Source organism: Nocardioides sp. YIM B13467 (assembly GCF_042788075.1).
Classification (GTDB): Bacteria; Actinomycetota; Actinomycetes; order Propionibacteriales; family Nocardioidaceae; genus Nocardioides.
Genome location: NZ_JBHZPJ010000046.1, coordinates 1,918,175 through 1,940,150, shown reverse-complemented (window position 1 = coordinate 1,940,150; position 21,976 = coordinate 1,918,175). Strand labels below are relative to the sequence as shown.

Here is a 21,976-nt window from a genome sequence, read left to right as displayed (position 1 = left end):
CGCGGCAGCTACCCGTCGGCGCGCAGGCTCTCGACGACCCTGGGGAGCCCCTCCGAGCCGTACCCCGCTTCGATCTGTCTGCTGATCAGCGCCTGGACGGCGGCGATCGGGGCGGGATCGATCCCTTGCTCCTCGCTGGCACGCACGATGTGCGAGAGGTCGGAGAACTCCAGGCTCTGCTGGCCCGCGACGGTGTAGTCGCCGCCGTCGATGACCTTCGCGTAGCCGGCGAGCTCCTCGGTCATGGCGGCGAGGAAGGGAGCCTGCCGAGCGGCGAAGTCCGCTGCGCTCATCCCGATGGTGGCGGCCATCGCGGCACCGTGGAAGAAGCCCGTGAACATCTGGTACATCCCCGACAGCATCGCCAGGTCCACCAGCGACGCCCGGCCGGCGTCCTCGCCGTGGAACTCGCTCGTGGCCCAGACGTCGAGCGTCGGCAGGAGGGCGTCGTACGCCGCCCGCGAGCCGCTGTAGAAGATCTGACCCGCGCGGGACCCGATCATCGCGGGCACGGCCATGATGGCGCCGTCGAGGTAGTCGATGCCGTGCTCGACCGCCCAGGAGGCGAGCGCACGGGCCTCGTTGGGTGTCGTGGTCGTGACGTTGACCAGGGTGCGGCCGCGCAGCTCGCCGGCGGCCAGGCCGAGGGTCTCCTCGACGGAGGAGTGATCGAGCAGGCAGGCGATGACCACGGGGCTCGCCAGCACCGCCGCGGGGACCGAGTCCGCGGCACCGGCGCCGCGGGCCACCAGGTCCTTGGCGCGGCCAGGGGTGCGGTTCCAGACGGTCACGGAGCGGCCGGCGTCGAGCAACGCGGTGGCCAGCGCGGTGCCCATCGCGCCGAGGCCGAGCACGCTGACGTCGGTCGAGGGGATCGAGTTTCGATTGGTTTCTGACACGTCATCCATGCTGGAGGACGTCGCCGGGCTGCGGGAGTACCCACTATTTACTGGGGTACGCACCAATCGGTCAGTACCCAGCCTCAGGGTTGAACCTGAGAGACGGGCGACACGTACGCCGATAGCATTCAGGACCATGGGACTCCCTGAACCGCACCCCGGCCAGCCCCGCCGAGCCGACCTGCGCGTCAGCGATGCCGACCGCCACGCGGTTGCCGACATCCTGCGCGAGGCTGCCGGCGAGGGCCGCCTGGACATCGACGAGCTCGAGGAGCGGCTCGAGGAGACCTACAAGGCCAAGACGTACGCCGACCTGGAGCCGATCACGCAGGACCTGCCGGTTGCGGGGCAGGCGCCGGTGATGCCCGCGGCGCCGGCCGCCCGCCCGGTGCCCGTCGTCTACGGCGAGGGCGCGGCGAGCGACAGCGCCAGCGCGTTCCTGAGCAACGTCGAGCGCAAGGGCGTGTGGGTGGTTCCCGAGCAGTTCTCGGTCAACGCGGTGCTGGGCGACGCCAACATCGACCTGCGTGAGGCGCACTACTCAGCCCGTGAGGTGGTCATCAACGCGACCTCCGTCCTGGGCAGCGTGAAGGTCACCGTCCCACCGAACGTGCACGTGATCGTAGAGGGCAACGGCGTGCTGGGGGAGTTCAACGAGCCGTCCGCGAAGGTGCCCGAGGCGCTCACCGCGGACTCCCCGGTCGTGCGGGTGCGGGGCCTCGCGGTGCTCGGCGACGTGACCGTCAAGCGCCGTGGTCCGCGCGGCCCGAAGCGCACACTGAGGCAACACCTCGGTCTCGAGTGAATGCCATCGGGGGGATTGTTGAGGCACGCCTGCGAGACCCCCACTACCATTCGCCCCATGGGAACGACCCCCGAGCCATTTCGCGGCCAGAATCCTGATCCGAATCTGCGGATCAGCGATGCCGACCGCCACAAGGTGGCCGACATCCTGCGCGAGGCCGCAGGCGAGGGCCGCCTGGAGATCGACGAGCTCGACGACCGCCTCGAGGCGACCTTCAAGGCCAAGACGTACGCCGACCTGATCCCGATCACCGTCGACCTCCCGGCCGCGGGCACCCCGGCGCCGCCGGTTTCGGTGTCCAAGCCTGCCGCCGCGAACAGCACCGCCGTCTTCGCAGCCAATCCGATCGAGAGCCAGCTCTACGTCGCGATCATGAGCGGCGTCGACCGGCGCGGCGTGTGGACGGTGCCGGCGACCGGCAACGTGATCGCCCTGATGGGCGGCGCCGAGCTCGACATGCGCCAGGCGCAGTTCTCAGCGCAGGAGACCGTGATCTACGCCAACGCGATCATGGGCGGGGTCAACATCACCGTCGGCCCCGATGTCCAGGTCGTGATGCAGGGAGTCGGGATCATGGGCGGCTACGTCGGTCCGCGCGGGATCGAGCCGACCGGCGGTCCGGTGCTGCGGGTCAAGGGCCTGGCGCTGATGGGTGGCGTCACCGTCATCCGCAAGCCGCTGAAGGAAGCGAAGGGCTCCAGGCATCTGAAGATGCCGCCGCCGCACGAGCTGCACTGAGCAACACCTCGGGGCTGTGCACGCCCCTTCGGGTCCGCTCTGCGGACCCGTTTTGTCGTGCCTGGAAACGGGCACTAACCTCGCTTGAACCAGATATAGTGCAGTCAAATACTAGACAAAGGAGTCTCGGGATGAAGTCGAAGTGGAGCGCACTGCTGGGCGCCGCACTCCTGGCCGTCGTGGCCCTGATCGCCGGACTCCTGGTCCTCGGCCCGAAGACGGTGGCCGCCGGCTCTGCCGCCGCCGACCCGTCGGCCGCGCCGGTCGAGGACGCGGCGGCGCTGGCCGCGACGACCGACGAGCGTCCCAACATGGTCCTGATCCTGATGGACGACTTCTCCCTGGAGCTGCTCCGCACGATGCCGGAGGCGACCAGGATGGCGGCCGAGGGCGCGACGTACCAGAACTCATTCGTCATCGACTCGCTCTGCTGCCCCTCGCGCGCGGCGCTGCTGACCGGGCAGACCCCGCACCACACCAAGGTGCTCACCAACACCCAGAACGACCCGGAGCACCCGGTCGGCGGATGGTCGGCGTTCCAGCGCTACGGCAACGTCGAGAAGCAGTTCAGCATCGGGCTCCAGGAGGCCGGCTACACGACCGGGTTCGTGGGGAAGTACATCAACGCCTACGAGGCCACCATCGGCTCCGACGGCAAGCGCGTCCCGCCGCCCAAGGTGCCCGGCTGGGACTCCTGGAACGCACTCCTCGGCGGCGCCTACGGCGGCTGGGGCTACCAGAGCACCTTCCTCGACGGCAACGGCGCGGTGCAGCTGCGCAACCACCCGCGGCCGCCGACCTCCGCCGGACCGGCCGTCAAGGACGCCGGGTACGCCACCAACGTCACCCGTGACTACGCCCTGGACTTCATCCGGGAGCACCGCGACGACGAGGAGCCCTACTTCCTCGAGATCGCCGCCTACGGGCCCCACTCCCGCCTCGGCCACCACTACCCGGGCCTGGACACCTGGTTCCCGCCCGCGTTCGCCGATCAGGCGCCCTCCGGCGACCCCGCGGGCGGCAACTGCGGCCGGGTCGAGTGCGCCGACCTGACGCTGAAGGACCTGGTCGGCTACGGCGACGACCGCTGGGACAACGCGCCCACCTACCTCGGCCGCGGGGGACGTACGTCGCAGGCCCCTGCCTGGCGCACCAACAAGGTCTCGCTGAGTGACCAGACCGCGCTGAGCCAGTACCGCGACCGCGCCCGGATGGTGCAGTCGATCGACCGGATGATCGCCCAGGTCCGTGAGGCCGCCGGCGAGGACACCTACACCGTGCTGACCTCCGACAACGGCTTCCACCTGGGCCAGCACCAGCTCAACGGGGGCAAGGGTGCTCCGTACGACTCCGACACCCGCGTCCCCCTGGTCGTCGTCGGCCCTGACGTGGTGCCCGGCAAGCGCAGCCAGTTCGTCAACAACATCGACCTCGCGCCGACGTTCCTCGACATCGCCGGCGCTCCGACCCCGTCCTACGTCTCCGGGAGCTCGTTCGCGGAGACCTTGAGCCGGCCGCGACTGCCGGGCGGGCGATACGCCTTCTTCGAGCACACCTACGCCAAGTCGCATCCCGGCGAGGTCGACCTCGACAAGGGCTCGGGTGGCACGATCGACATCATCCCGTCCTATATCGCGGTGCGTGGCTCGCAGGGGCTGCTGGTCCGGTTCGACCTGGACAAGTCCTGGAAGGGCACCGACTACGCCTACGAGCTCTACCGCTACGACCGACCGTGGGAGGACCGCAACGTCTTCGCCGAGGACCACGCGAAGCCGTACGCCCGTGACCTGATGCGCAGATTGAACGCCTACGAGGGTTGCGCACCAGCTGTGTGCCGGGCTTTGACGCGCTGATAACTGATCTGGGCTATGGTGTCTCCGCCGAGGAAATGTGTCCTCGGTCACTTCACAACGGATCGTCCGGCACGTACCTGCCGGTGAAGGAGACAACGGAATCATGGCAACAGTTACCTTCGAGAAGGCGCAGCGTTGGTACGCGGGCGCGAACGAGCCCGCGGTCAAGGGCATCGACCTCGAGATCCAGGACGGCGAGTTCATGGTGCTCGTCGGTCCGTCCGGATGCGGCAAGACCACTACCCTGCGCATGCTCGCCGGGCTGGAGGAGGTCAACTCGGGCGCCATCAAGATCGGCGACCGCGAGGTCACCAACGTGGCGCCCAAGGACCGCGACATCGCGATGGTCTTCCAGAACTACGCGCTCTACCCGCACATGAGCGTCGCCGAGAACATGGCGTTCTCGCTGAAGATGGCCAAGGTCCCGAAGGCCGAGCGTGACAAGCTCGTCGCCGACGCCGCCAAGACCCTGGGCCTGACCGACTACCTCGACCGCAAGCCGAAGGCGCTCTCCGGTGGTCAGCGCCAGCGCGTCGCCATGGGCCGTGCGATCGTCCGCCAGCCGCAGGTCTTCTGCATGGACGAGCCGCTCTCCAACCTCGACGCCAAGATGCGCGTGCAGACCCGCACCGACATCGCCAAGCTCCAGGCCGACCTCGGCATCACCACGGTCTACGTCACCCACGACCAGGTCGAGGCGATGACGATGGGCGACCGCGTCGCGGTGATGAACAACGGTGAGCTGCAGCAGGTCGCCACCCCGCTCGAGCTCTACCGCAAGCCGGTCAACCTCTTCGTCGCCGGCTTCATCGGCTCGCCGCAGATGAACCTCATCAAGGCCACCGCCGCCGACGGCGGCGCCAAGATCGGGGAGTACGTCGTCCCCGTCGGCGCCACCGACATGCCCACGCAGATCACCATCGGCGTGCGCCCGGAGAGCTTCCGGGTCATCGGCGAGGGCCAGGGCGGGCTGCCGGTGCAGGTGACCGTGGTCGAGGAGCTCGGCTCCGACTCCTACGTCTACGGCACCAGCGACGTCGAGGGTGTTCCCTCGACCCTGATCGTCCGGGTCTCCTCCAAGGACCACGTCAGCAAGGGCGACACGATCTACGTCACCACCGACCCCGAGGACGTCCACGTCTTCGACACCGAGTCGGGCCTGCGCGTCAACTGACCGCCAACCGACGCACTCAGTGCTGCTGGTTCATCCGAGCCAGCATCGCGTTGTAGGCATCGAGGGCCTCGTCGCTGTCGGGATCCACGGATCCCGGCTCGGCGGGGCCCTCCGCCCCATTGATGGCAAGGCCCCGGGCGCTCTCCTCGGCGAGCCGGCTGCTGCGTACGCCATCGAGGAAGCGGCCGGTCATCTTGACCCGGCGCTGGGGTGAGGAGACGACGGCGATGACCAGGCCGATGGCGAGCAGCATCATGCCGCCGTCGCCGCCGGCCCACATCAGGCCCCCGGCGGTCTGGATGTCCTTGACCGCGTCGAGCGCCCACTCGGGCCGGGCGCCGGAGTAGACCGGGTAGAGGTCGCGCTCGGTCTGCAGCATCACGATCCCGACGATCGTGTCGGGCACCATGCCGACGACGAGGAGCGCGATCCGGCCCAGGTAGGGCAGGTCGGGGCGTACCTTCTCCTCGCCGATCGCGCCGGTGAGGAAGAGGAAGCCGGCGACGACATAGAGCACCTGCTCGCCGACCATCAGCGGCCTGCTCTGCGCCATCGAGTCCATGAACCCGGACAGGTGAGTGCCGATGATGACCACCGAGTAGAGCAGGGTGCCGGTGATCGGGTGGACCAGGATGGTGACCGGGAGCGAGCGCATCGCCCGCTCGGCCCGGGGGCCGGTCTCGGCGATGACGGTGAGCGGGTGCCCGAGCACCAGGAGCGTGGGCACGATCATGATCAGCGTCAGGTGGAGCACCATGTGCATCCAGGCCAGCGCCATCGCGTAGCCGTTGATGGCCGAGGCGACGACGACGTACATCAGACCGAGCCCGGTCAGGAAAGACGCCACCCGCCAGCCCTTGACCGTGGAGGCCGGGCCGGCGGCGTTGCGGAGCGTGAGATAGCCCGCGGCGAGGATGACCACGGCGAGCAGCCAGCCGGGCTGGAGACTCCAGGTGGTGAAGAACTCGGACCAACCGAGCGGGGGCAGGGAGCCGTGGTCGTGCATGGTCTCACGGTATCTCCGGGGCCAGGCCGAAGGTTATTTCGGGCGGCTGCCGGGGGTCGATCAGCGGCACCAGGAACAGCCGCGCGAGCGCGCGCAGCTGCGCCTCGTCGTCGATGTCGACGACCTCGCTCGGGGTGACCAGGAACGAGGTCGAGGTGCGGACCATCAGCTCGGCGACGAGGTCGACCTCGACCTCGGCAGGTACGTTGCCGGCCCGCTGCTCGCGGCGCAGCTGGCCGGCGACGAAGCGCGCGATCGTGGCCACGGTGCGGCCGCCGTCGCCGACGATCGAGTGCACCAGCGAGTCGGTCTCGACGGTGAGCAGGCCACCGATCAGCGGGTTGCCGCGGATCGCCCGCATCGCGCTGGCGAAGCCGATCTCCACGCGTTCGGCGGCGTCGGCGGCATCGGCGATGTCGAGGACGAACTGGTCGAAGTAGCGCCGGAACTCGCGGCGTACGACCTGCTCGACGAGCGCGTCCTTGTTGGCGAAGCGGCGGTAGACCGTGATCCGGGCGACCCCGGCGCGGTTCGCGACCTCCTCCATGGTGGTCCGCCTGATCCCGATCTGGCGGAACTGCTCCGCGGCGGCGTCGAGGAGCTTCGCGGTCACCGCCTCGTCCTCGATGGGCTCGGCGACGTCCGCGAGCGCCCTCGCCAGCATCGAGCCAGACTCGCCCTCGGGGACCGTGGCGCGCATCCGCTACGCGGTGACGGTGCGGTCGGAGGCTCGGTCAGCGGTGCGGCGTACGACCTTGATGAAGGCCGGCCACAGTGGTCGGGGCAGGTCGTGGCCCATGCCCTTGAACAGGGTGATCTCCGAGCCGGGGACGGCCGCGGCGGTCGCCCGGCCGCCGGAGACGTGGACCATCTTGTCGGTCAGGCCGTGGATCACGCTGAACGGGACCCTGACGCGCCCGAGGTCCTCGGTGCGGTCGGGCTGGGTGAGGACGGCGAGCATCTGCCGTGCGACGGCCGGCCCGCTGACGCCGCGGTTCCAGGTGTCGATCGCCCGCCGGCGTACCTCGTCCTCGGGCTCGGGAAAGCCGGGGGAGCCGATCTGGAGGCCGCCCTTGATCTGGCGTTCGATGTAGCCCTCCAGGCCGGGCTTCTTGATGACCAGCGCGGGCAGCAGGGTCGGGTGCTGGAAGCCGACGCCGCGGCGGCCGGTGGTGGACATCGTCGAGCAGACCGAGCGCACCCGGTCGGGGTGGCGGATGGCGAGGGTCTGGGCGATCATCCCGCCCATCGACACGCCCCACACGTGCGCGGAGTCGATGCCGAGATGGGTCAGCAGCGCGGCGGCGTCGTCGGCGAGGTCGTCCATCGCGTACGGCGCCGGCGTCGGTAGCCCCGCGAACGCCCGCGCCAGCCGCGCGAGCGTGATCCGCTCGTCGGACGGATGCGGCGAGGAGTGGCCGATGTCGCGGTTGTCGTAACGCACCACGTAGAACCCGGCCTGAGCCAGCTGCTCGCACAGCTCGGTGTTCCACCAGGTCATCGGGCCGCCGAGACCCATGATCAGCAGCAGCGGATCAGCGCTGGGACTGCCGAACGTGTCGTACGCCAGCTCGACCCCTCCGGGGAGGAAAGCGGTGGACTCGGTCGGCTCGGCGGCGGTGGTCATGCGCAAACTTTACCGGGTCGTCATTGCAGGTCGACCGGTTCACCGACGACGAAGCCTTCCCAGTCGCTCATGTCTTCCTGATCGATCTCGATCGGTGGCCCCTGAACGACGAGGCCGACCGCCCCGGGGGCATTCGGGTAGGTCTGGAAGTGGGCGGTCAGGTCACCGTGCGAAAGCCGCAGCGAGTTCCCACTGAACGTTGGGCTGAACTCCTCGAGCTCGTCGCGCAGCGCGTTGAGCGGGTCCTGTTGCTCCGTGACGAAGTCGGCTTGGACGTCGTACTTGTACGACTTGTACTTGTCCGAAAGCCCCTTCTGATCCACGCCGTCGTACGCCTCCGTTGCGTCCTTGGGGGACGTGGCAAGTGTCGTCGAGGCAGCGGCCGACAGCTCGCGTGCCCACGTGAGTACGTCGTCTCGCTGTTGTTCGAGCTCGGCGTAGGTCTTGTCGCTCACTCCGCCACACCCTCCGGTAAGCAGGATCGTCAGTGTCGCCATCACGGCGGCGAGGGCCCGAGCCGTCATTGGCCGTCCGTGTCCGGGCTGGTCGGGCTGCGGTCGCTCTCGGGGTCGACCGGGTCGCGGTACCACGGGTCGTGCACCTGTCCGGCGCGCACCACGTCGTCGTACTGGCCGTTGACGATGTGGGCCATGTTGGCGAGTGACTCCGAGTCGTGGTCGTAGTACTTGACGTGGTCGTCGATGTTGGGGATCGACCCCCTGCTGGTGCTCTCGGCCTGAAAGCGTACGGCACCGAAGTCGTCCTCGGCCGGGTTGTGGCCGAGGCCGGCGCCGGCCAGCTGGGCGACGGCGCCACCGAGGGGGCCGGTGAGCACACCCGCGCCCAGAGCAGCGGGGCTGACCCATCCCGTCTGCCCCAGCCGGCCGACGAGGTCTTCGCTGTTCGTGCCGACGAAGACATGTCCCGAGCCGACGCCCAGGTCGTCGGCGGAGTCGGCGTCGTCACCGGCTCCGGGGCTGCCCAGCAGGACGACGTCGTCGACGTCAGGGCGGCCGTCGGTCATGGCGTGGGCAACGGTGGTGGAGGCGTAGCTGTGGCCGATCGCGGTGAGGTGGAAGTCGTCGGAACGCATGGCGTTGAGGCCGTCGAGGGTGTCGGCGAGACGTTCTCCGCCGGCGGTAGCCATGCCCTCGGCTGCGACGCCTGCCGAGTCGGCTCCGCTGGGCGCGTCATAGCCGATCCAGAACATGGTGGCTGTGCTGGTGCCACCTTCGAACGAAGCTGCCTGATGGAGGTTGATCACATCCTCGGCATTCGACTGGGACGACTCCATGTCGGTGGTCAAGCCCGGCACACTGACCGATACATTGCTCGCCGTGTCGAGGTCGCCGACCGCCATCGCGACACGCCCGTCGCCGCCAAACGCCATCGGGTCATAGATGTAGACCTGGGCGTCGTAGCTCTCGTTCGTCATCGGGTCCTTGGACCTCTCGATCTTGTCACGCGCGACATCTGCGGCCTTCGCGTTGTCGTAGCGGGTCTGCTCGTCCTCGGTGCGGTGGTCCTCCGGGATGGCGCCGAGCTCGGCAAGGTCGCGGTCGAGCGAGATCGTGTTCGCGTCATTGCGGTCGGCCGCCGGGATGCCGTCGGTGTTCCCCACGATCTCGGGGTACGCGGCAGTCATGCCCGCTCGTTGCTCCTCGGTGAGGCCGTCCCACCACGCCTTGACCGCCTCGGGGTCCTTGCCGGACGGCATCGAGTCCCTGGCGGTGTCAGCGGGATCGGCGACGCCGGCGTACTTCTGATCGACCTGCCGCTCGGTCATCGCACCGCGGAGCGCGGCCGCGACCTTCTCCTCGCTGGCCTCGAGGTCCTCGGCCCACTTCACCAGGTCGGACTCGTACGTCTCGACCTGGTCGGTGCAGCGGTCGCAGTCCGACTTGAGGATCCGCAGCTCGGCCTCGTCGGTGGGCAGCGGGTTCGCTCGGGCGGTGAGCTCGTCGACCTGGCGGGCCAGGCGCTCTCGTTCGCCCTTCAGATCCTGATGACGCCGCTTGAGGTCGACCAGGTCGTTGCCATGGCCCAGGACGGCGTTGGCCGCGGCGCGCAGCGCCAGCGAGCAGGCATCGGCGTGCGTGCCGATGGGGCTGAGCGCCTGCGCGTACGCGGCGGCCGCCTGGCCGTCGAGAAGGCCGGAGTCCTTGGCCTTTCCGCCGACGAACGAGCCGTGGTCGTCGAAGATCGATGATGAGGTACGCAGCGTGGACCCGATCTCCTGCACCTTCTGGCCGTCCGCGGTGAACTCGGGCGTCTCGCTCGGTCTCGGGGGCAGGGAGACGGTGATGCTCACCGGATCTCCCTGATGCTGCTCAGCACCAAGGACGCGTTGATGTCGGTCTCCGCGTCGGCCTCGAGGATGCCGATCGCGGTGCTCCTCAGCCCGTCGGCCTGGGACTCGGCGGAGCGGGCTGACTTCGTCGCGATCGCCTGCCACGCCTCGATGAACTGACCGACCAGGCTGGCCACGCTCGGTGTGAAACCACCTGCGCCGACATCGTGGATCTGCTTCGCCGCAGCGGTGAGATGGAGATTCTCCGTATCCCACGCGGCAGCCGTGGACTGGACCTTGGCGGGTTCGACGTGCAGCGTCATACCAGCGCCTCCCGCACGTTCGCAGGGGGCCGGAGGGTCCGGCCGGTCACGGTCACGACGAGTCCGTGATGGCTTTCGGACCAGGTGCCGACGATCTGGACATCCGCTCGTGAAGCGGTCCATCGATGGAACGCCTTCACCGCGACCGTCGAGTGCCACCTCGCGTCTCGGAACGCCTGATCGAGGCCGGCCAGGATCGCGTCGCCGTCCGCTGCTCGAGCCTCGAGCTGGGCCCAGCGGCGTACGTTCTCGCTGTTGTACGCCTCCCACCTCGGTCCGTCCGAGGTCTGCTCTGGCATGCGTGCTGCGATGGCTGTGACGGTGGCGTCCACCATCTGCGCCGACCGGCTCAGCTCAGCAGCCGTTGCATCGGGTAAGGGCTCGGGAGGGTCTGCCGGAGGCAGGATGACGATGTCGACGTCCGGACGACGCTCGCGCAGCGCGGCGAAGAATGGGTCCGTCACGTTGATGCCTCCCCGAGTGACATACACCTGAGACGCTCATTGATGCTCGTGTCGAACCACAAGATAGCAACAAAATGGCGCCGCGGACGGTCGCTTCGGCGATGAGCAGCACAACGAGAAGCGCGGCAAGGACCAGGAGGTCCTTGCCGCGCATGTGGTCCGGCGCAAGCGCCGGGCGAGGATCAGAAGTCGATCGCGCTGTAAGCCTGGAGCTTGGCGAGCTGGTGCTCCGAGGTGACCTTGCGGATCGTGCCCGAGCGGCTGCGCATCACCAGGGAGTCGGTGACGATGGCGCCGTGGGGGAGGTACTGCACGCCCCGCATCAGGTCGCCGTCGGTGATGCCGGTGGCGACGAAGAAGCAGTCGTCGCCGGTGACCAGGTCGTCGGTGTGGAGCACGAAGTCGGGGTCGAGGTTGTGGCCGGCGTCGAGGGCGCGCTGGCGCTCCTCGTCGTCCTTGGGCCACAGCCGGCCCTGGATGGTGCCGCCGAGCGCCTTCATCGCGCACGCGGCGACGATGCCCTCGGGAGTGCCGCCGATGCCCATCAGCAGATCGGCGCCGGAGCCGGCGCGGGCGGCCGAGATCGCACCGGCGACGTCGCCGTCGACGATGAACTTGATCCGGGCGCCGGTCTCGCGGATCTCGTCGACCAGCTTGTCGTGGCGCGGCCGGTCGAGCACGATCACGGTGATGTCGGAGGCCTTGGTGTCCTTCGCCTTGGCCACCGCGGCGATGTTCTCGGCGACGGGCAGGCGGATGTCGACGACGTCGGCGGCCTCGGGGCCGGTGACCAGCTTCTCCATGTAGAAGACGGCGCTGGGGTCGTACATGCTGCCGCGCGGGGCGACCGCCATCACCGCGACGGCGTTGCTCATGCCCTTGGCGGTCAGGGTGGTGCCGTCGATCGGGTCGACCGCGACGTCGCAGTCGGGGCCGGTGCCGTCGCCGACGCTCTCGCCGTTGTAGAGCATCGGGGCGTTGTCCTTCTCGCCCTCGCCGATCACGACGGTGCCGTTCATGGCGACCGTGGAGATCATCGTGCGCATGGCGTTGACCGCGACACCGTCGGCGCCGTTCTTGTCACCACGCCCCACCCAGCGGGCCGCGGCCATCGCAGCCGCCTCCGTCACGCGCACGAGCTCCAGGGCCAGGTTGCGGTCAGGAGCGGTGGGGGCGACGCCGAGCGGCTGGGTGTCGTTCATAGGGGTCAATCTATCCGCCGGGCGCGGTGGAGGGGCCACGGTGTCACTTGATCGATCCAGAGACAAGCCTCACAGCAAAACCCGACTGCGGGTCGTTCAGAACCTGCTCGGTGGGGCCGTCCTCGACGATGTGACCGTGCTCGATCACCACCACCCGGTCGGCGAGCACGCGGGCGTCAGCAGCGTCGTGGGTGACGATGATCGCGGTCCTGTCCTCGAGGGCGGTACGCAGTGTCTGTCGCAGCGCAGGACGTACGTCGACGTCGAGCGAGGCCATCGGCTCGTCGAGCAGGAGCAGCTCGGGGTCGGCCGCGAGGGCTCGGGCCACCGCTACGCGTTGGGCCTGACCGCCGGAGATCTCCATCGGTCTGCGCCCGGCGAGCATCTCGGCGCCGACCTCGGTGAGGTGGCGGGTGGCGAGCTCGTTGGCCTGGCGGCGGCGTACGCCACGGGCCCGGGGCGCGAAGGCGACGTTGGCCAGCACCGACAGGTGTGGGAAGAGCAACGGGTCCTGAGCGAGGAGCGCGATCCCGCGGGCGTGCGGGGGAGTGCTGTCGAGGATGCGGTCGCCGAGGCGTACCTCTCCTTCGTCGGGACGCAGGAGTCCGGCGATCACGCCGAGGATGCTCGACTTCCCGGCGCCGTTGGGTCCGGTGAGCGCGACCGTCTCGCCGGCGGCCACGTCGAGGGTGACGTCGATGCCGCGCTGGGCGATCACCGCCCGGAGGTGGAGCTCGCTCATACGGCCCTCCCGTGACGGGCGAAGCCGATCACGGCGACCGCGACGACGACCAGCACCAGCGAGAGCGCGACCGCCGCGTCGGGGTCGTCGACGCGGAGCAGGTAGACCTGCAGCGGCATCGTGCTGGTCACGCCGGGGAGGTTGCCGGCGAAGGTGATCGTGGCGCCGAACTCGCCCAGGCAGCGAGCGAAGGCCAGGACCGATCCGGAGAGCAGGCCGGGGCCGACAAGCGGGAGGGTGACGCGCCGGAAGACCGTGGTCGGGCGGGCCCCCAGCGTGGCCGCCACCGCCTCGTAGCGGGTGCCGCTGGTGCGCAGGGCGCCCTCGAGGCTGATCACCAGGAACGGCAGTGCGACGAACGTCTGTGCCATCACCACGGCGAGCGTGGTGAACGGGATCTGGATGCCGACCAGGTCCAGCGACTGTCCCAGCAGCCCGCGGCGGCCAAAGGTGTAGAGCAGCGCCAGCCCGCTGACGACCGGGGGCAGCACGAGCGGAAGGAGCACCAGCGAACGCACCAGCCCCTGACCTCGGAAGCTGGTGCGGGCGAGGACGGTGGACAGAGGTACGCCGAGGAGGATGCACAGCGCGGTGCTCGCCACCGCGGTGCGCAGGCTGAGCCAGAGCGCCTCCAGCGCGGACGGCGAGGTGATCAGCGCCGGGAAGCTCGCCAGATCGACGCGGAGGATGATCGCGGCGAGCGGAACGATGATGAACGCCGCCGCCAAGGCCGCCGGGAACCACAGCCAGCGTGGCATACCGACGGACGGACCGGCCCCCCTCTGCCGGTCCGTCCGCCTGGCGGTCCCGAGAAGATCAGGGCTGGCTGAAGCCGGCATCGGTCAGGACCTTCTGTCCGGTCTCGCTCAGCACCAGGTCGACGAACTCCTGCGCGAGGTCGGCGTCGTCGGAGCCGTCGATGGTGCTGATCGGATAGGTGTTCACGACCTGGTCGGACTCCTCGAACTCGACGCCCGTCACGGTGTCGCCGGCGGCGGTCACGTCGGTGACGTACACGACCCCGGCATCGGCGTCACCGGAGGTGACCTTGGCGAGTACGTCGCTGACCGACTGCTCCTCGCTGACCGGCTCGATGTCGACGCCGGTCTCCGCCTCCATCTGAGCGGTCGCGTTGCCGCAGGGGACCTGGGCCGCGCAGACGACGACCTTGGTCCCGGCCTTGGCGAGATCCTGGAAGCCGGTGATCTCGGCCGGGTTGCCCGGTGGCGTGGCGATCTCCAGCGTGTTGGCGGCGAAGTCCTGCGGATCGGCGGCCAGGTCTCCGAGCTTGTCCATGTTCTTGGTGTCGGCCGAGGCGAAGACGTCCGCCGGAGCGCCGTCCTCGATCTGGGCCACCAGGTCGGAGGAGCCGCCGAAGCTGGTGGTCACCTTCACGCCGGGGTGGTCCTTCTCGAACTGCTCGGCCAGGTCGGTGAACGTGTCGGTCAGCGAGGCCGCCGCGAAGACGGTCAGCTCGCGGTCCTCCGACCCCTCGCTCGAGCTCCCGCAGCCGGCGAGCGCGAGGGCGGTCGCCACCGCGACGGCGGCACCGATTCCACGGTTCATGATCATGGGCGCTCCACGACGACGTTGGTTGACTTGATGGATGCGACCGCGCTGACGCCGGGCTCGAGACCCAGCTCGACGGCGGCCTCGGCGCTCATCAGCGAGACGATCCGGTAGGGCCCGCAGACCATCTCCACCTGGGCCATCACGGTGTCCAGGGTGGTCTTGGTGACGATCCCGAGCATCCGGTTGCGGGCGCTGACCGCCTTCGCCCGGTCCGGATCGGGGGCATCAGCCAGCTCCGAGGCCAGCTCGGCCAGGGCGACGCCGTCGATGACCGCCCGGCCGTTCTCCGTGCTCGCCTCGATCCGTCCCGCGTCGATCCAGCGGCGCAGGGTGTCGTCGCTGACGCCGAGGAGGCCGGCAGCTTCGGCGATGCGGTAGGCGGTCACGGGGGGAGTATCGCATCTGCGGCGTGATCATGCGCGAAATGTCCTCATCTGCGGGACGCTCGGACGCGGTGGTCGAGCTTGTCGCGACCACGATTCGAGGGAACATCGACCGAGTGGGACCATGGAGGGCGTGAGCGACACCGATCAGCAGCAGCCCGCCCAGCCGTCGAATGAGCCGGCGAGCGAGCAGCCGGAGACCCCGGCGCGCAGCTACCCACGCACCTTCGGTGCCCTGATCGGGTCGATGATCTTCCTGCTCGTCCTCGTCGTCCCGATCGTGCTGATCGTGCAGTGGCGCGGCAACCTCGAACGCGAGGTCAGCGGTGCCAACGAGACCTACAAGGCCGACTGGGCCGAGGCCGTACGCAGCGCCCAGGTCGCCGACCTCGACGTCGTCTACCCGCGCGAGCTGCCCTCGGGCTGGTACGCCAACACCGACCCGTCCTACCAGGGCGGTGGCGAGCCGGCGTGGACCATGTCGTTCGTCAAGGGGGAGACCTCCTACGTCGGCCTGGAGCTCTCGACCCGCTCGGCGCAGGCGCTGGCTCAGAAGAACGTCGACACCCAGGCCAAGAAGGGCGACGAGGTCAGCATCGACACCGACGTCGCCGACACCTGGACCGAATGGTCCGACTCCGGCGGCGACACCGGCTACTCCGCAGAGGTCGACGGCCAGACCCTGATGCTCTGGGGCCCCAAGGACGGCGACGTACGCGACTACCTCGCCCTCATCACCACCGAGCCCCTGAAGTAGCGAGACGTCACCCGCGTCGGCCGAGGCGTCACATACGTCGGCCGAGGTGGCAGCGCCGTGACAACTCGGCCAGCGGGAGTGACGTCTCGGGCGACGGGAGCGACGTCTCGTCAGTCTTCGGCGATGGCGGCGTCGATCTTCTTCCGGGCACCGTCGAGCCACTCCTGGCACAGCGTGGCCAGCTTCTCGCCGCGCTCCCACAGGGCCAGGGACTCCTCGAGCGTGATGCCGCCGGCCTCGAGCTTGCGGACGACCTCGACCAGCTCCTCGCGGGCCTGCTCGTAGGACAGGTCGCTGTTGTCGTCAGTCATCGGTGCCATCCTTGCTGTCAGTCTTCTCGATCGAGGTGATGGTGGTTGTCAGGCGGCCGTCGGCGAGGCGGATGCTGACTGCGGCGCCCTCGGCGGCGTCGGCGACGCTGGTGAGGACGTGTCCGTCGGAACCCTGGGCGACGGCGTACCCCCGTCTCAGCGTCTCCAGGGGAGAGAGCGCGCGAGCGCGGGCGCGATGGTGGCCGATGTCGTCGGCGGCCCGATCGAGGGCGTGCCCGACGGTGCGGCGGGCACGGTCGCGCAACGAGGTGACCTCGTCGCGCCGGGCGTCGATCAGGGAGCGCGGGTCGGCAAGCACCGGCCGCGAGCGCAACGCGTCCAGGAGCGTCTGCTCGCGGTGGATCAGTGCGGCGATCCCGCCGCGGAGCCGGTCGCGTCCGGTCGCGACGATCCGCTGCTCCTCGACCACGTCGGGTACGACGAGCTTGGCAGCGTCGGTCGGCGTCGAGGCACGTACGTCAGCAGCAAGGTCCAGCAGCGGCGAGTCGGGCTCGTGGCCGATCGCGGAGACGACCGGGGTGCGCGCGGCGTGCACCGCACGGATCAGGTGCTCGTCGGAGAACGGCAGCAGGTCCTCGACCGAGCCGCCCCCGCGGGCGATGACGATCACGTCGACCTCGGGGTCGCGGTCGAGTCGCTGCAGCTTCTCGACGACGTCGGCAGCGCTGCGCGCACCCTGCATCGCGGCGTACGCCACCTCGAACCGCACCTGCGGCCACCGTCGCCTCGCGTTCTCGAGCACATCGCGCTCGGCCGCGGAGTTCGCCGCGGTGAGCAGCCCGACCTTGGTCGGGAGGAAGGGGAGCGGGCGCTTCAGCTCGGCAGCGAACAGCCCCTCCGCGGCCAGCAGCTGCCGGCGTTGCTCGAGCCGGGCGAGCAGCTCACCGAGCCCGACCGGACGGATGTCGCGGGCCTGCAGCGACAGGGTGCCGCGGTTGGCGTAGTAGGACGGCTTCGCATGGATGATCACCGAGGCGCCCTCGACCAGCGGCGGATTCAGGCTGTCGAGGAGGAACCGCGTGCACGTCACCGGCACCGAGATGTCGGCCACCGAGTCGCGCAGGGTCAGGAAGACGGTCTGCATCCCCGGCCGCCGGCTCAGCTGGGCCACCTGCCCCTCCACCCAGACCGCACCGAGCTTGTCGATCCAGCCGCCGATCGCGTTCGCGATCTGCCGCACCGGGGCGGGCGACTCGGGGGAGGTGTCGAGGGCCATGCCGCCAACCCTAGAGCGGGCCACCGACATTAGAGGTGTCACGCCACGGTCTCTAGACTGGTCCCATGAGCATCGACCTCGGCACCCCACGCCTGATCTCCGACGACGAGAAGGCTGTCCTCCTCGCGGAGCCGCGCGGCTATTGCGCCGGGGTGGACCGGGCCGTGATCACCGTCGAGGAGGCGCTGGACCTCTACGGCGCACCGGTCTACGTGCGCAAGGAGATCGTGCACAACAAGCACGTCGTCGACGACCTGCGCAACCGCGGCGCGATCTTCGTCAACGAGCTCGACGAGGTGCCCTCGGGCGCGACCGTCGTCTTCTCCGCCCACGGCGTCTCCCCGGCGGTCCACGCCGACGCCGCCGTGCGTGAGCTGAAGACGATCGACGCGACCTGCCCGCTGGTCACCAAGGTCCACCTGGAGGCCAAGCGGTTCGCGCGCGAGGGCTACAGCATCCTGCTGATCGGCCACGCCGGTCACGAGGAGGTCGAGGGCACCATGGGCGAGGCGCCGGAGGCGACCACGCTCGTCGAGGGGCCCGGTGACGTACCCGGCCTCGAGGTGGCCGACCCCTCCAAGGTCGTCTGGCTCTCCCAGACCACCCTCTCGGTCGACGAGACCATGGAGACGGTCGCCGCGCTCCGGGCGAAGTTCCCCGAGCTGCTCGACCCGCCCAGCGACGACATCTGCTACGCCACCCAGAACCGCCAGCAGGCGGTCAAGGAGATCGGCGGGTCCAGCGACCTGGTCATCGTCGTCGGCTCCGGCAACTCCTCCAACTCGGTTCGCCTGGTCGAGGTCGCTCTCGAGGCCGGCGCCAAGGCCGCCTACCGCGTCGACGACGCCAGCGAGATCGACGAGTCCTGGCTCGACGGCGTACGCAGCGTCTCGGTCACCTCCGGGGCCAGCGTGCCCGAGAAGCTGGTCGAGGGTGTCGTCGAGTTCCTCAAGGACCGTGGCTTCCCCGATGCCAAGGCCCACAAGAGCGCCGAGGAGTCGCTGATCTTCGCGCTGCCCACGGAACTCCGCAAGGACCTGAAAGCGGCTGCCGCGAGGGGTTGATCCCTTCCTGGTGATGGGCGTTAGGGTCGAGGGGTGGCCCGATTTCTCGACGTACACCCTGACAACCCGCAGCCCCGTCTGATCAGCCAGGTCGTCGATGCCCTGCGTGACGACCAGCTGATCGCGTATCCGACCGACTCCGGCTACGCGCTCGGTTCGCGGATCGGCAACAAGGAGGGCCGCGACCGGATCCTGCGGATCCGTGGTCTCGACGACCGCCACCACTTCACGTTGATCTGCAAGGACTTCGCGCAGCTCGGCACGATGGTTCACGTCGACAACAGCGCCTTCCGGGCGATCAAGCACGCGACGCCGGGGCCCTACACGTTCATCCTCCCGGCGACCCCTGAGGTGCCGCGACGGCTGATGCACCCGAAGAAGAAGACCGTCGGCGTACGCATCCCCGAGCACGCCGTCGTGCAGGCGCTGCTCGAGGAGCTCGGTGAGCCGCTGCTGTCCTCCACGCTGATCCTGCCCGGCGAGACCGAGCCGGAGGTCTTCGGATGGAACGTCAAGGAGGCGCTCGACCACCAGGTCGACATCGTGATCGAGGCCGGAGAGACCCCGGCCGAGCCGACCACGGTCATCGACTGGTCCGACGGCGAGCCCGAGGTCATCCGTGAGGGTGCCGGCGACGTCTCCGGGTTCCTGGCGCTGGACTGATCAGGAGGCCAGGGCGCGTTCGCGCTCGACCTCGTCGCGGGTCTCGGTGCGCTGTTTCAGAACCCGGCGGCGCATCACCAGGCAGCCCAGGCACAGGGCGTAGCCGATGAAAAGGCTGATCGCGTGGTGTCCGAGGCCGCTGACCACGGCTTGGACGAAGCCGTCCCCGGCGTCGGCGATCGACCCCGGCTGGGTCGCGGCGAGCAGGATGAAGATGCCGAGCATGATCAGCGGCGGGAGCACGCCGACCACGAAGAAGTCGCTGGGTCTGACGATCAGCGCGAGCGTCAGCGCGATCGCCACGAAGGTGAAGTCGAAGAGCAGGCCGATCTGGTCGTCGATGAGCAGATCGACGAAGGTGACCGTCAGCGAAGTGGCGGATCCGAGCGCGACAACATGGCGGCCGGACTCGCGTCCTTCCTCCCAGATGGTGCGCTGACTCATGGGGTCACGATCTCTCGTATGCAGCCTGTGTATCCGAACCCACGGTAGGGCCCGGCACACCGTCATTCTCGGCGGCGCGCCGATCATCCTCCCTTACGCTGCTGAGCCGCTCCACAGCGCGTATCTCCACCGGACGCGGCGTCTCGAGTTCATCATCGGTTACCGATAATTCATTGAAACGACGGGCGGCCACCAGGACCCGGTTGTCGAGAGATCCGATCGCCTGGTTGTAGCGGGTCACCGCAGTGTTGAGGGAGCGCCCGATCCCGTCCAAGTGGCCGGACATCGTGGACAGGCGCTGGTGCAGGTCACGGCCGAGCCGGTGGATCTCCCGGGCCTGTTCGGCGAGTGCCTCGTGGGACCATCCGTGCGCCACCGTGCGCAGCAGCGCGATCAGCGTCGTCGGTGAGGCCAGCACGACCCGGCGCTCCGCGGCGTACTCGATCAGGCCGGGCTCGGTCTCCAGCGCCGCCGAGAGGAACGACTCCGCCGGGACGAAGAGCACGACGAACTCGGGCGACTCCTCCAGGAAGCGCCAGTAGGACTTCGAGGCCAGCTGGTCCACATGCGTACGCAGCTGGGCGGTGTGTCTGCGCAGGTGAGCTCGGTAGTCGTCCTCGTTGTCCGCCGCCGCGGCGTCGAGGTAGGCGTCCAGGGGGACCTTGGAGTCGACGACCAGCTCCTTGTTGCCGGACAGGTGCACCACCAGGTCGGGTCGCAGCCGCCCGTCCTCGAGATGGACCTGCTCGGAGAAGTCGCACTTGTCCACCAGGCCGGCGAGCTCCACCGCGCGGCGCAGGTGCATCTCGCCCCAGCGCCCTCTGACCTGGGGCTTCCGCAGCGCGGTCGACAGCGACCGAGTCTCGGTCTGGAGCCGCCCGACCTCCGTCTCGAACTGCCCCTGCCAGCGGGCCCGCTCCCGGTCGAGATGCTGCATCTGGTCGCTGAGCCGGTCGAGCCCCTGCATCACCTCGGCCTGGTCCACCATCCCCGCCGCGACGGTCCCCACGCTCCGGGCGCGTGCCCACAGCACCCCGAGCACGACGCCCAGGGCAAGACCGATCATCAGTCCGAGCACGAGGATCCAGATCTCCATGACATCGATCCTCGCAGGGACCACCGACAATTTGTTCGGATGGGCACGGCCGGTCGTTCGTGGTTCCATGGAGGCATGGCCCACAACGTCGAGCTGGCCGAACGCGTCCGGGACCTGATGCCCGCCGGCACCACCGAGGTGAAGATGTTCGGTGGGCTGGCGTTCATGGTGAACGGCAACATGGCGTGCGCGGTCGGCGCCGACGACCTGCTCGTGCGCACCGGCAAGTCGGCCTACGAGGCCGCCCTCGAGGCAGGCGCCGAGCCGATGATCATGGGTGCTCGGACGATGTCCGGCTACGTCAACGTCGCCGCCGACCTGCTCAGCGGCGACGCGCTCGCCGCCTGGGTCGAGCGCAGCGTCGCCACTGCCGAGTCACTGCCACCGAAGTAGCGCGACCACGGGAAGGTGATCGCTCCCGGTCCGGTCCAACGGTCGTACGTCCTCGACCTCGGCGCCACGCGCGAAGACGTGGTCGATGCGGATGGCCGGGAGAGCTGCCGGGAAGGTGAACCCGAAGCGGTGCTGCGGTTCGCTGACCTGGGAGATGACCGGACGTAGCGCGCGGTCACCCGCGTCTGCGTTGAAGTCGCCGGAGACGATCACGACATCGGCGTCGTCGGCCCGCAAGGCCTCGGCGAGAAGCGCGATGCTTCCGTTGCGCGCCGTGACATCCAGGCCGCGGACGCCCAGCCGGATCGAGGGCAGGTGCACCGCATAGACCGCGATGACGGGGGCGTCGTCGGCCGGCCTGGTCTCGACACGCAGCCCACGTCTCCACGACGCGTCCACGCCCGCCGGACGCAGATCGAGAGGCGTCGCGTTCTCCAGGGGTTGCGCCGACCAGACCCCGACGGTGCCGTACGTCTCGTGGTGCGGGAGGACATCTCCGAACGCCCGGCTGTAGTCGTCGACCCGCTCGGGAACCACCTCGTTCAGCGTCACGATGTCGGGCGAGGCAGCGAGTATCTCGCGGACGGTGCCGGTGATGTCCGTGTTGGTGTCGCTCACGTTGTGCTGGACGACGACCAGGTCGCGGCGCGAAACGGGAACGTCGGAGAGCTTCGGATGAAACGTCCAGCCCCAGGCAACGGCGGGCACGATGAACGCGACGACCGCGGTGGCCGAGCGTCGCGCCAGCCCGACGAGCAGGAGCAGCACCGCGACCGCACCGAGCCACGGCAGGAACGTCTCCACGAGGCTGCCGATCCCGAACGCCGATGGGAGGTGGGCGCGGAAGAGGATCGCGCCGGCGGTGACGAGAAGGAGGACCGCGCACACCGTGCCGCGGGACCAGGCCGTTCCCCGGCGCTCCCGTTTCACGGC

The 21,976-nt window shown here is 69.2% G+C and carries 26 protein-coding genes; 8 read left to right on the top strand and 18 right to left on the bottom strand.

The features are described 5' to 3' along the window. Positions 1-8: 8 nt before the first annotated feature. Positions 9-908 carry an NAD(P)-dependent oxidoreductase gene (locus tag ACFX43_RS16345; RefSeq protein WP_378829436.1) on the bottom strand — a complete coding sequence of 300 codons (900 nt, stop codon included), beginning with the start codon at positions 906-908 and terminating at the stop codon, positions 9-11. 127 nt (positions 909-1,035) lie between these two features. Between ACFX43_RS16345 and ACFX43_RS16340 the strand changes: the two genes are divergently transcribed. The 4 genes from ACFX43_RS16340 (at position 1,036) to ACFX43_RS16325 (ending at position 5,469) form a co-directional block, all read left to right on the top strand. Then, positions 1,036-1,704 carry a DUF1707 domain-containing protein gene (locus ACFX43_RS16340; RefSeq protein WP_378829432.1) on the top strand — a complete coding sequence of 223 codons (669 nt, stop codon included), beginning with the start codon at positions 1,036-1,038 and terminating at the stop codon, positions 1,702-1,704. Between the two features lie 57 nt (positions 1,705-1,761). Beyond that, the gene (locus ACFX43_RS16335) at positions 1,762-2,442 is read left to right on the top strand and encodes a DUF1707 domain-containing protein (RefSeq protein ID WP_378829427.1); all 681 of its coding nucleotides are present in this window, start codon (positions 1,762-1,764) and stop codon (positions 2,440-2,442) included. Between the two features lie 131 nt (positions 2,443-2,573). Then, entirely contained in the window at positions 2,574-4,295 is a 1,722-nt protein-coding gene (locus ACFX43_RS16330; RefSeq protein ID WP_378829419.1) for a sulfatase-like hydrolase/transferase, read from the top strand. A 103-nt stretch (positions 4,296-4,398) separates the two neighbouring features. Next, entirely contained in the window at positions 4,399-5,469 is a 1,071-nt protein-coding gene (locus tag ACFX43_RS16325) for an ABC transporter ATP-binding protein (RefSeq protein WP_378829406.1), read from the top strand. Positions 5,470-5,485: 16 nt separating this feature from the next. Here the strand turns inward: ACFX43_RS16325 and ACFX43_RS16320 are convergent, their stop codons facing one another. From ACFX43_RS16320 to ACFX43_RS16265, 12 genes are all read right to left on the bottom strand, one after another. Beyond that, positions 5,486-6,475, bottom strand: coding sequence for a cytochrome c oxidase assembly protein (locus ACFX43_RS16320; RefSeq protein WP_378829398.1), 990 nt, complete (start codon positions 6,473-6,475; stop codon positions 5,486-5,488). A 4-nt stretch (positions 6,476-6,479) separates the two neighbouring features. Continuing rightward, positions 6,480-7,175 (bottom strand): TetR/AcrR family transcriptional regulator, encoded by a 696-nt coding sequence (locus tag ACFX43_RS16315; RefSeq protein WP_378829390.1) that lies wholly within the window; start codon positions 7,173-7,175, stop codon positions 6,480-6,482. Positions 7,176-7,178: 3 nt separating this feature from the next. Continuing rightward, complete coding sequence (locus tag ACFX43_RS16310; RefSeq protein WP_378829383.1) at positions 7,179-8,102, bottom strand: alpha/beta fold hydrolase; 924 nt, start codon at positions 8,100-8,102, stop codon at positions 7,179-7,181. A gap of 20 nt (positions 8,103-8,122) precedes the next feature. Then, positions 8,123-8,599 carry a hypothetical protein gene (locus ACFX43_RS16305; protein ID WP_378829376.1) on the bottom strand — a complete coding sequence of 159 codons (477 nt, stop codon included), beginning with the start codon at positions 8,597-8,599 and terminating at the stop codon, positions 8,123-8,125. A gap of 23 nt (positions 8,600-8,622) precedes the next feature. Beyond that, positions 8,623-10,413, bottom strand: a complete 1,791-nt coding sequence (locus ACFX43_RS16300; protein WP_378829369.1) for an alpha/beta hydrolase — start codon at positions 10,411-10,413, stop codon at positions 8,623-8,625. After that, positions 10,410-10,715 carry a hypothetical protein gene (locus ACFX43_RS16295; protein ID WP_378829359.1) on the bottom strand — a complete coding sequence of 102 codons (306 nt, stop codon included), beginning with the start codon at positions 10,713-10,715 and terminating at the stop codon, positions 10,410-10,412. The genes ACFX43_RS16300 and ACFX43_RS16295 overlap by 4 nt, the downstream gene beginning before the upstream one ends. Next, positions 10,712-11,179, bottom strand: coding sequence for a hypothetical protein (locus ACFX43_RS16290; protein WP_378829353.1), 468 nt, complete (start codon positions 11,177-11,179; stop codon positions 10,712-10,714). Before ACFX43_RS16290 ends, ACFX43_RS16295 begins: the two co-directional genes overlap by 4 nt. Positions 11,180-11,361: 182 nt before the next feature. Then, complete coding sequence (gene glpX, locus ACFX43_RS16285) at positions 11,362-12,381, bottom strand: class II fructose-bisphosphatase (protein WP_378829343.1); 1,020 nt, start codon at positions 12,379-12,381, stop codon at positions 11,362-11,364. 43 nt (positions 12,382-12,424) lie between these two features. After that, positions 12,425-13,123, bottom strand: coding sequence for a sulfate/molybdate ABC transporter ATP-binding protein (locus tag ACFX43_RS16280; protein WP_378829337.1), 699 nt, complete (start codon positions 13,121-13,123; stop codon positions 12,425-12,427). Further along, positions 13,120-13,881, bottom strand: a complete 762-nt coding sequence (locus tag ACFX43_RS16275) for an ABC transporter permease (RefSeq protein WP_378829330.1) — start codon at positions 13,879-13,881, stop codon at positions 13,120-13,122. Before ACFX43_RS16275 ends, ACFX43_RS16280 begins: the two co-directional genes overlap by 4 nt. A gap of 58 nt (positions 13,882-13,939) precedes the next feature. Beyond that, complete coding sequence (gene modA / locus ACFX43_RS16270) at positions 13,940-14,689, bottom strand: molybdate ABC transporter substrate-binding protein (protein ID WP_378829321.1); 750 nt, start codon at positions 14,687-14,689, stop codon at positions 13,940-13,942. Positions 14,690-14,691: 2 nt separating this feature from the next. Beyond that, positions 14,692-15,081, bottom strand: a complete 390-nt coding sequence (locus ACFX43_RS16265; protein WP_378829310.1) for a molybdopterin-binding protein — start codon at positions 15,079-15,081, stop codon at positions 14,692-14,694. A 130-nt stretch (positions 15,082-15,211) separates the two neighbouring features. Here ACFX43_RS16265 and ACFX43_RS16260 point away from each other — a divergent pair, with 130 nt between their 5' ends. Continuing rightward, positions 15,212-15,835 (top strand): DUF4245 family protein, encoded by a 624-nt coding sequence (locus ACFX43_RS16260; RefSeq protein ID WP_378829305.1) that lies wholly within the window; start codon positions 15,212-15,214, stop codon positions 15,833-15,835. Between the two features lie 110 nt (positions 15,836-15,945). Here the strand turns inward: ACFX43_RS16260 and ACFX43_RS16255 are convergent, their stop codons facing one another. Together ACFX43_RS16255 and xseA are read right to left on the bottom strand one after the other, a co-directional pair. Next, positions 15,946-16,146 carry an exodeoxyribonuclease VII small subunit gene (locus ACFX43_RS16255; RefSeq protein ID WP_378829296.1) on the bottom strand — a complete coding sequence of 67 codons (201 nt, stop codon included), beginning with the start codon at positions 16,144-16,146 and terminating at the stop codon, positions 15,946-15,948. Continuing rightward, on the bottom strand, positions 16,139-17,383 hold the full coding sequence (gene xseA, locus ACFX43_RS16250; protein ID WP_378829284.1) for an exodeoxyribonuclease VII large subunit: 1,245 nt from the start codon (positions 17,381-17,383) through the stop codon (positions 16,139-16,141). The genes ACFX43_RS16255 and xseA overlap by 8 nt, the downstream gene beginning before the upstream one ends. Before the next feature lie 65 nt (positions 17,384-17,448). Between xseA and ACFX43_RS16245 the strand changes: the two genes are divergently transcribed. Both ACFX43_RS16245 and ACFX43_RS16240 read left to right on the top strand, forming a co-directional pair. Beyond that, a complete protein-coding gene (locus ACFX43_RS16245) occupies positions 17,449-18,447 on the top strand; it encodes a 4-hydroxy-3-methylbut-2-enyl diphosphate reductase (RefSeq protein WP_378829276.1) in 999 nt (332 codons plus the stop codon). Between the two features lie 33 nt (positions 18,448-18,480). Further along, complete coding sequence (locus ACFX43_RS16240) at positions 18,481-19,110, top strand: L-threonylcarbamoyladenylate synthase (RefSeq protein WP_378829260.1); 630 nt, start codon at positions 18,481-18,483, stop codon at positions 19,108-19,110. Here the strand turns inward: ACFX43_RS16240 and ACFX43_RS16235 are convergent, their stop codons facing one another. Then, positions 19,111-19,554, bottom strand: coding sequence for a DUF6542 domain-containing protein (locus ACFX43_RS16235; protein ID WP_350720373.1), 444 nt, complete (start codon positions 19,552-19,554; stop codon positions 19,111-19,113). It lies immediately after the preceding gene. A gap of 4 nt (positions 19,555-19,558) precedes the next feature. Then, positions 19,559-20,650 (bottom strand): DNA recombination protein RmuC, encoded by a 1,092-nt coding sequence (locus ACFX43_RS16230; RefSeq protein WP_378829241.1) that lies wholly within the window; start codon positions 20,648-20,650, stop codon positions 19,559-19,561. A 75-nt stretch (positions 20,651-20,725) separates the two neighbouring features. Here ACFX43_RS16230 and ACFX43_RS16225 point away from each other — a divergent pair, with 75 nt between their 5' ends. Beyond that, positions 20,726-21,043: a TfoX/Sxy family protein gene (locus ACFX43_RS16225; RefSeq protein WP_378829229.1), complete on the top strand. Its 318-nt coding sequence runs from the start codon at positions 20,726-20,728 to the stop codon at positions 21,041-21,043. Here the strand turns inward: ACFX43_RS16225 and ACFX43_RS16220 are convergent. After that, positions 21,026-21,973, bottom strand: a complete 948-nt coding sequence (locus ACFX43_RS16220) for an endonuclease/exonuclease/phosphatase family protein (protein WP_378829215.1) — start codon at positions 21,971-21,973, stop codon at positions 21,026-21,028. The two genes, ACFX43_RS16225 and ACFX43_RS16220, sit on opposite strands and share 18 nt — an antisense overlap. Positions 21,974-21,976 lie beyond the last annotated feature (3 nt).

Excerpts from the sequence above, each read along its gene's own strand:
- ACFX43_RS16345 (WP_378829436.1), bottom strand. The coding sequence starts at position 908 with ATGGATGACGTGTCAGAAACCAATCGAAACTCGATCCCCTCGACCGAC.
- ACFX43_RS16340 (WP_378829432.1), top strand. The coding sequence starts at position 1,036 with ATGGGACTCCCTGAACCGCACCCCGGCCAGCCCCGCCGAGCCGACCTG.
- ACFX43_RS16335 (WP_378829427.1), top strand. The coding sequence starts at position 1,762 with ATGGGAACGACCCCCGAGCCATTTCGCGGCCAGAATCCTGATCCGAAT.
- ACFX43_RS16330 (WP_378829419.1), top strand. The coding sequence starts at position 2,574 with ATGAAGTCGAAGTGGAGCGCACTGCTGGGCGCCGCACTCCTGGCCGTC.
- ACFX43_RS16325 (WP_378829406.1), top strand. The coding sequence starts at position 4,399 with ATGGCAACAGTTACCTTCGAGAAGGCGCAGCGTTGGTACGCGGGCGCG.
- ACFX43_RS16320 (WP_378829398.1), bottom strand. The coding sequence starts at position 6,475 with ATGCACGACCACGGCTCCCTGCCCCCGCTCGGTTGGTCCGAGTTCTTC.
- ACFX43_RS16315 (WP_378829390.1), bottom strand. The coding sequence starts at position 7,175 with ATGCGCGCCACGGTCCCCGAGGGCGAGTCTGGCTCGATGCTGGCGAGG.
- ACFX43_RS16310 (WP_378829383.1), bottom strand. The coding sequence starts at position 8,102 with ATGACCACCGCCGCCGAGCCGACCGAGTCCACCGCTTTCCTCCCCGGA.
- ACFX43_RS16305 (WP_378829376.1), bottom strand. The coding sequence starts at position 8,599 with ATGGCGACACTGACGATCCTGCTTACCGGAGGGTGTGGCGGAGTGAGC.
- ACFX43_RS16295 (WP_378829359.1), bottom strand. The coding sequence starts at position 10,715 with ATGACGCTGCACGTCGAACCCGCCAAGGTCCAGTCCACGGCTGCCGCG.
- glpX (WP_378829343.1), bottom strand. The coding sequence starts at position 12,381 with ATGAACGACACCCAGCCGCTCGGCGTCGCCCCCACCGCTCCTGACCGC.
- ACFX43_RS16280 (WP_378829337.1), bottom strand. The coding sequence starts at position 13,123 with ATGAGCGAGCTCCACCTCCGGGCGGTGATCGCCCAGCGCGGCATCGAC.
- ACFX43_RS16275 (WP_378829330.1), bottom strand. The coding sequence starts at position 13,881 with ATGCCACGCTGGCTGTGGTTCCCGGCGGCCTTGGCGGCGGCGTTCATC.
- modA (WP_378829321.1), bottom strand. The coding sequence starts at position 14,689 with ATGAACCGTGGAATCGGTGCCGCCGTCGCGGTGGCGACCGCCCTCGCG.
- ACFX43_RS16255 (WP_378829296.1), bottom strand. The coding sequence starts at position 16,146 with ATGACTGACGACAACAGCGACCTGTCCTACGAGCAGGCCCGCGAGGAG.
- xseA (WP_378829284.1), bottom strand. The coding sequence starts at position 17,383 with ATGGCCCTCGACACCTCCCCCGAGTCGCCCGCCCCGGTGCGGCAGATC.
- ACFX43_RS16245 (WP_378829276.1), top strand. The coding sequence starts at position 17,449 with ATGAGCATCGACCTCGGCACCCCACGCCTGATCTCCGACGACGAGAAG.
- ACFX43_RS16235 (WP_350720373.1), bottom strand. The coding sequence starts at position 19,554 with ATGAGTCAGCGCACCATCTGGGAGGAAGGACGCGAGTCCGGCCGCCAT.
- ACFX43_RS16230 (WP_378829241.1), bottom strand. The coding sequence starts at position 20,650 with ATGGAGATCTGGATCCTCGTGCTCGGACTGATGATCGGTCTTGCCCTG.
- ACFX43_RS16225 (WP_378829229.1), top strand. The coding sequence starts at position 20,726 with ATGGCCCACAACGTCGAGCTGGCCGAACGCGTCCGGGACCTGATGCCC.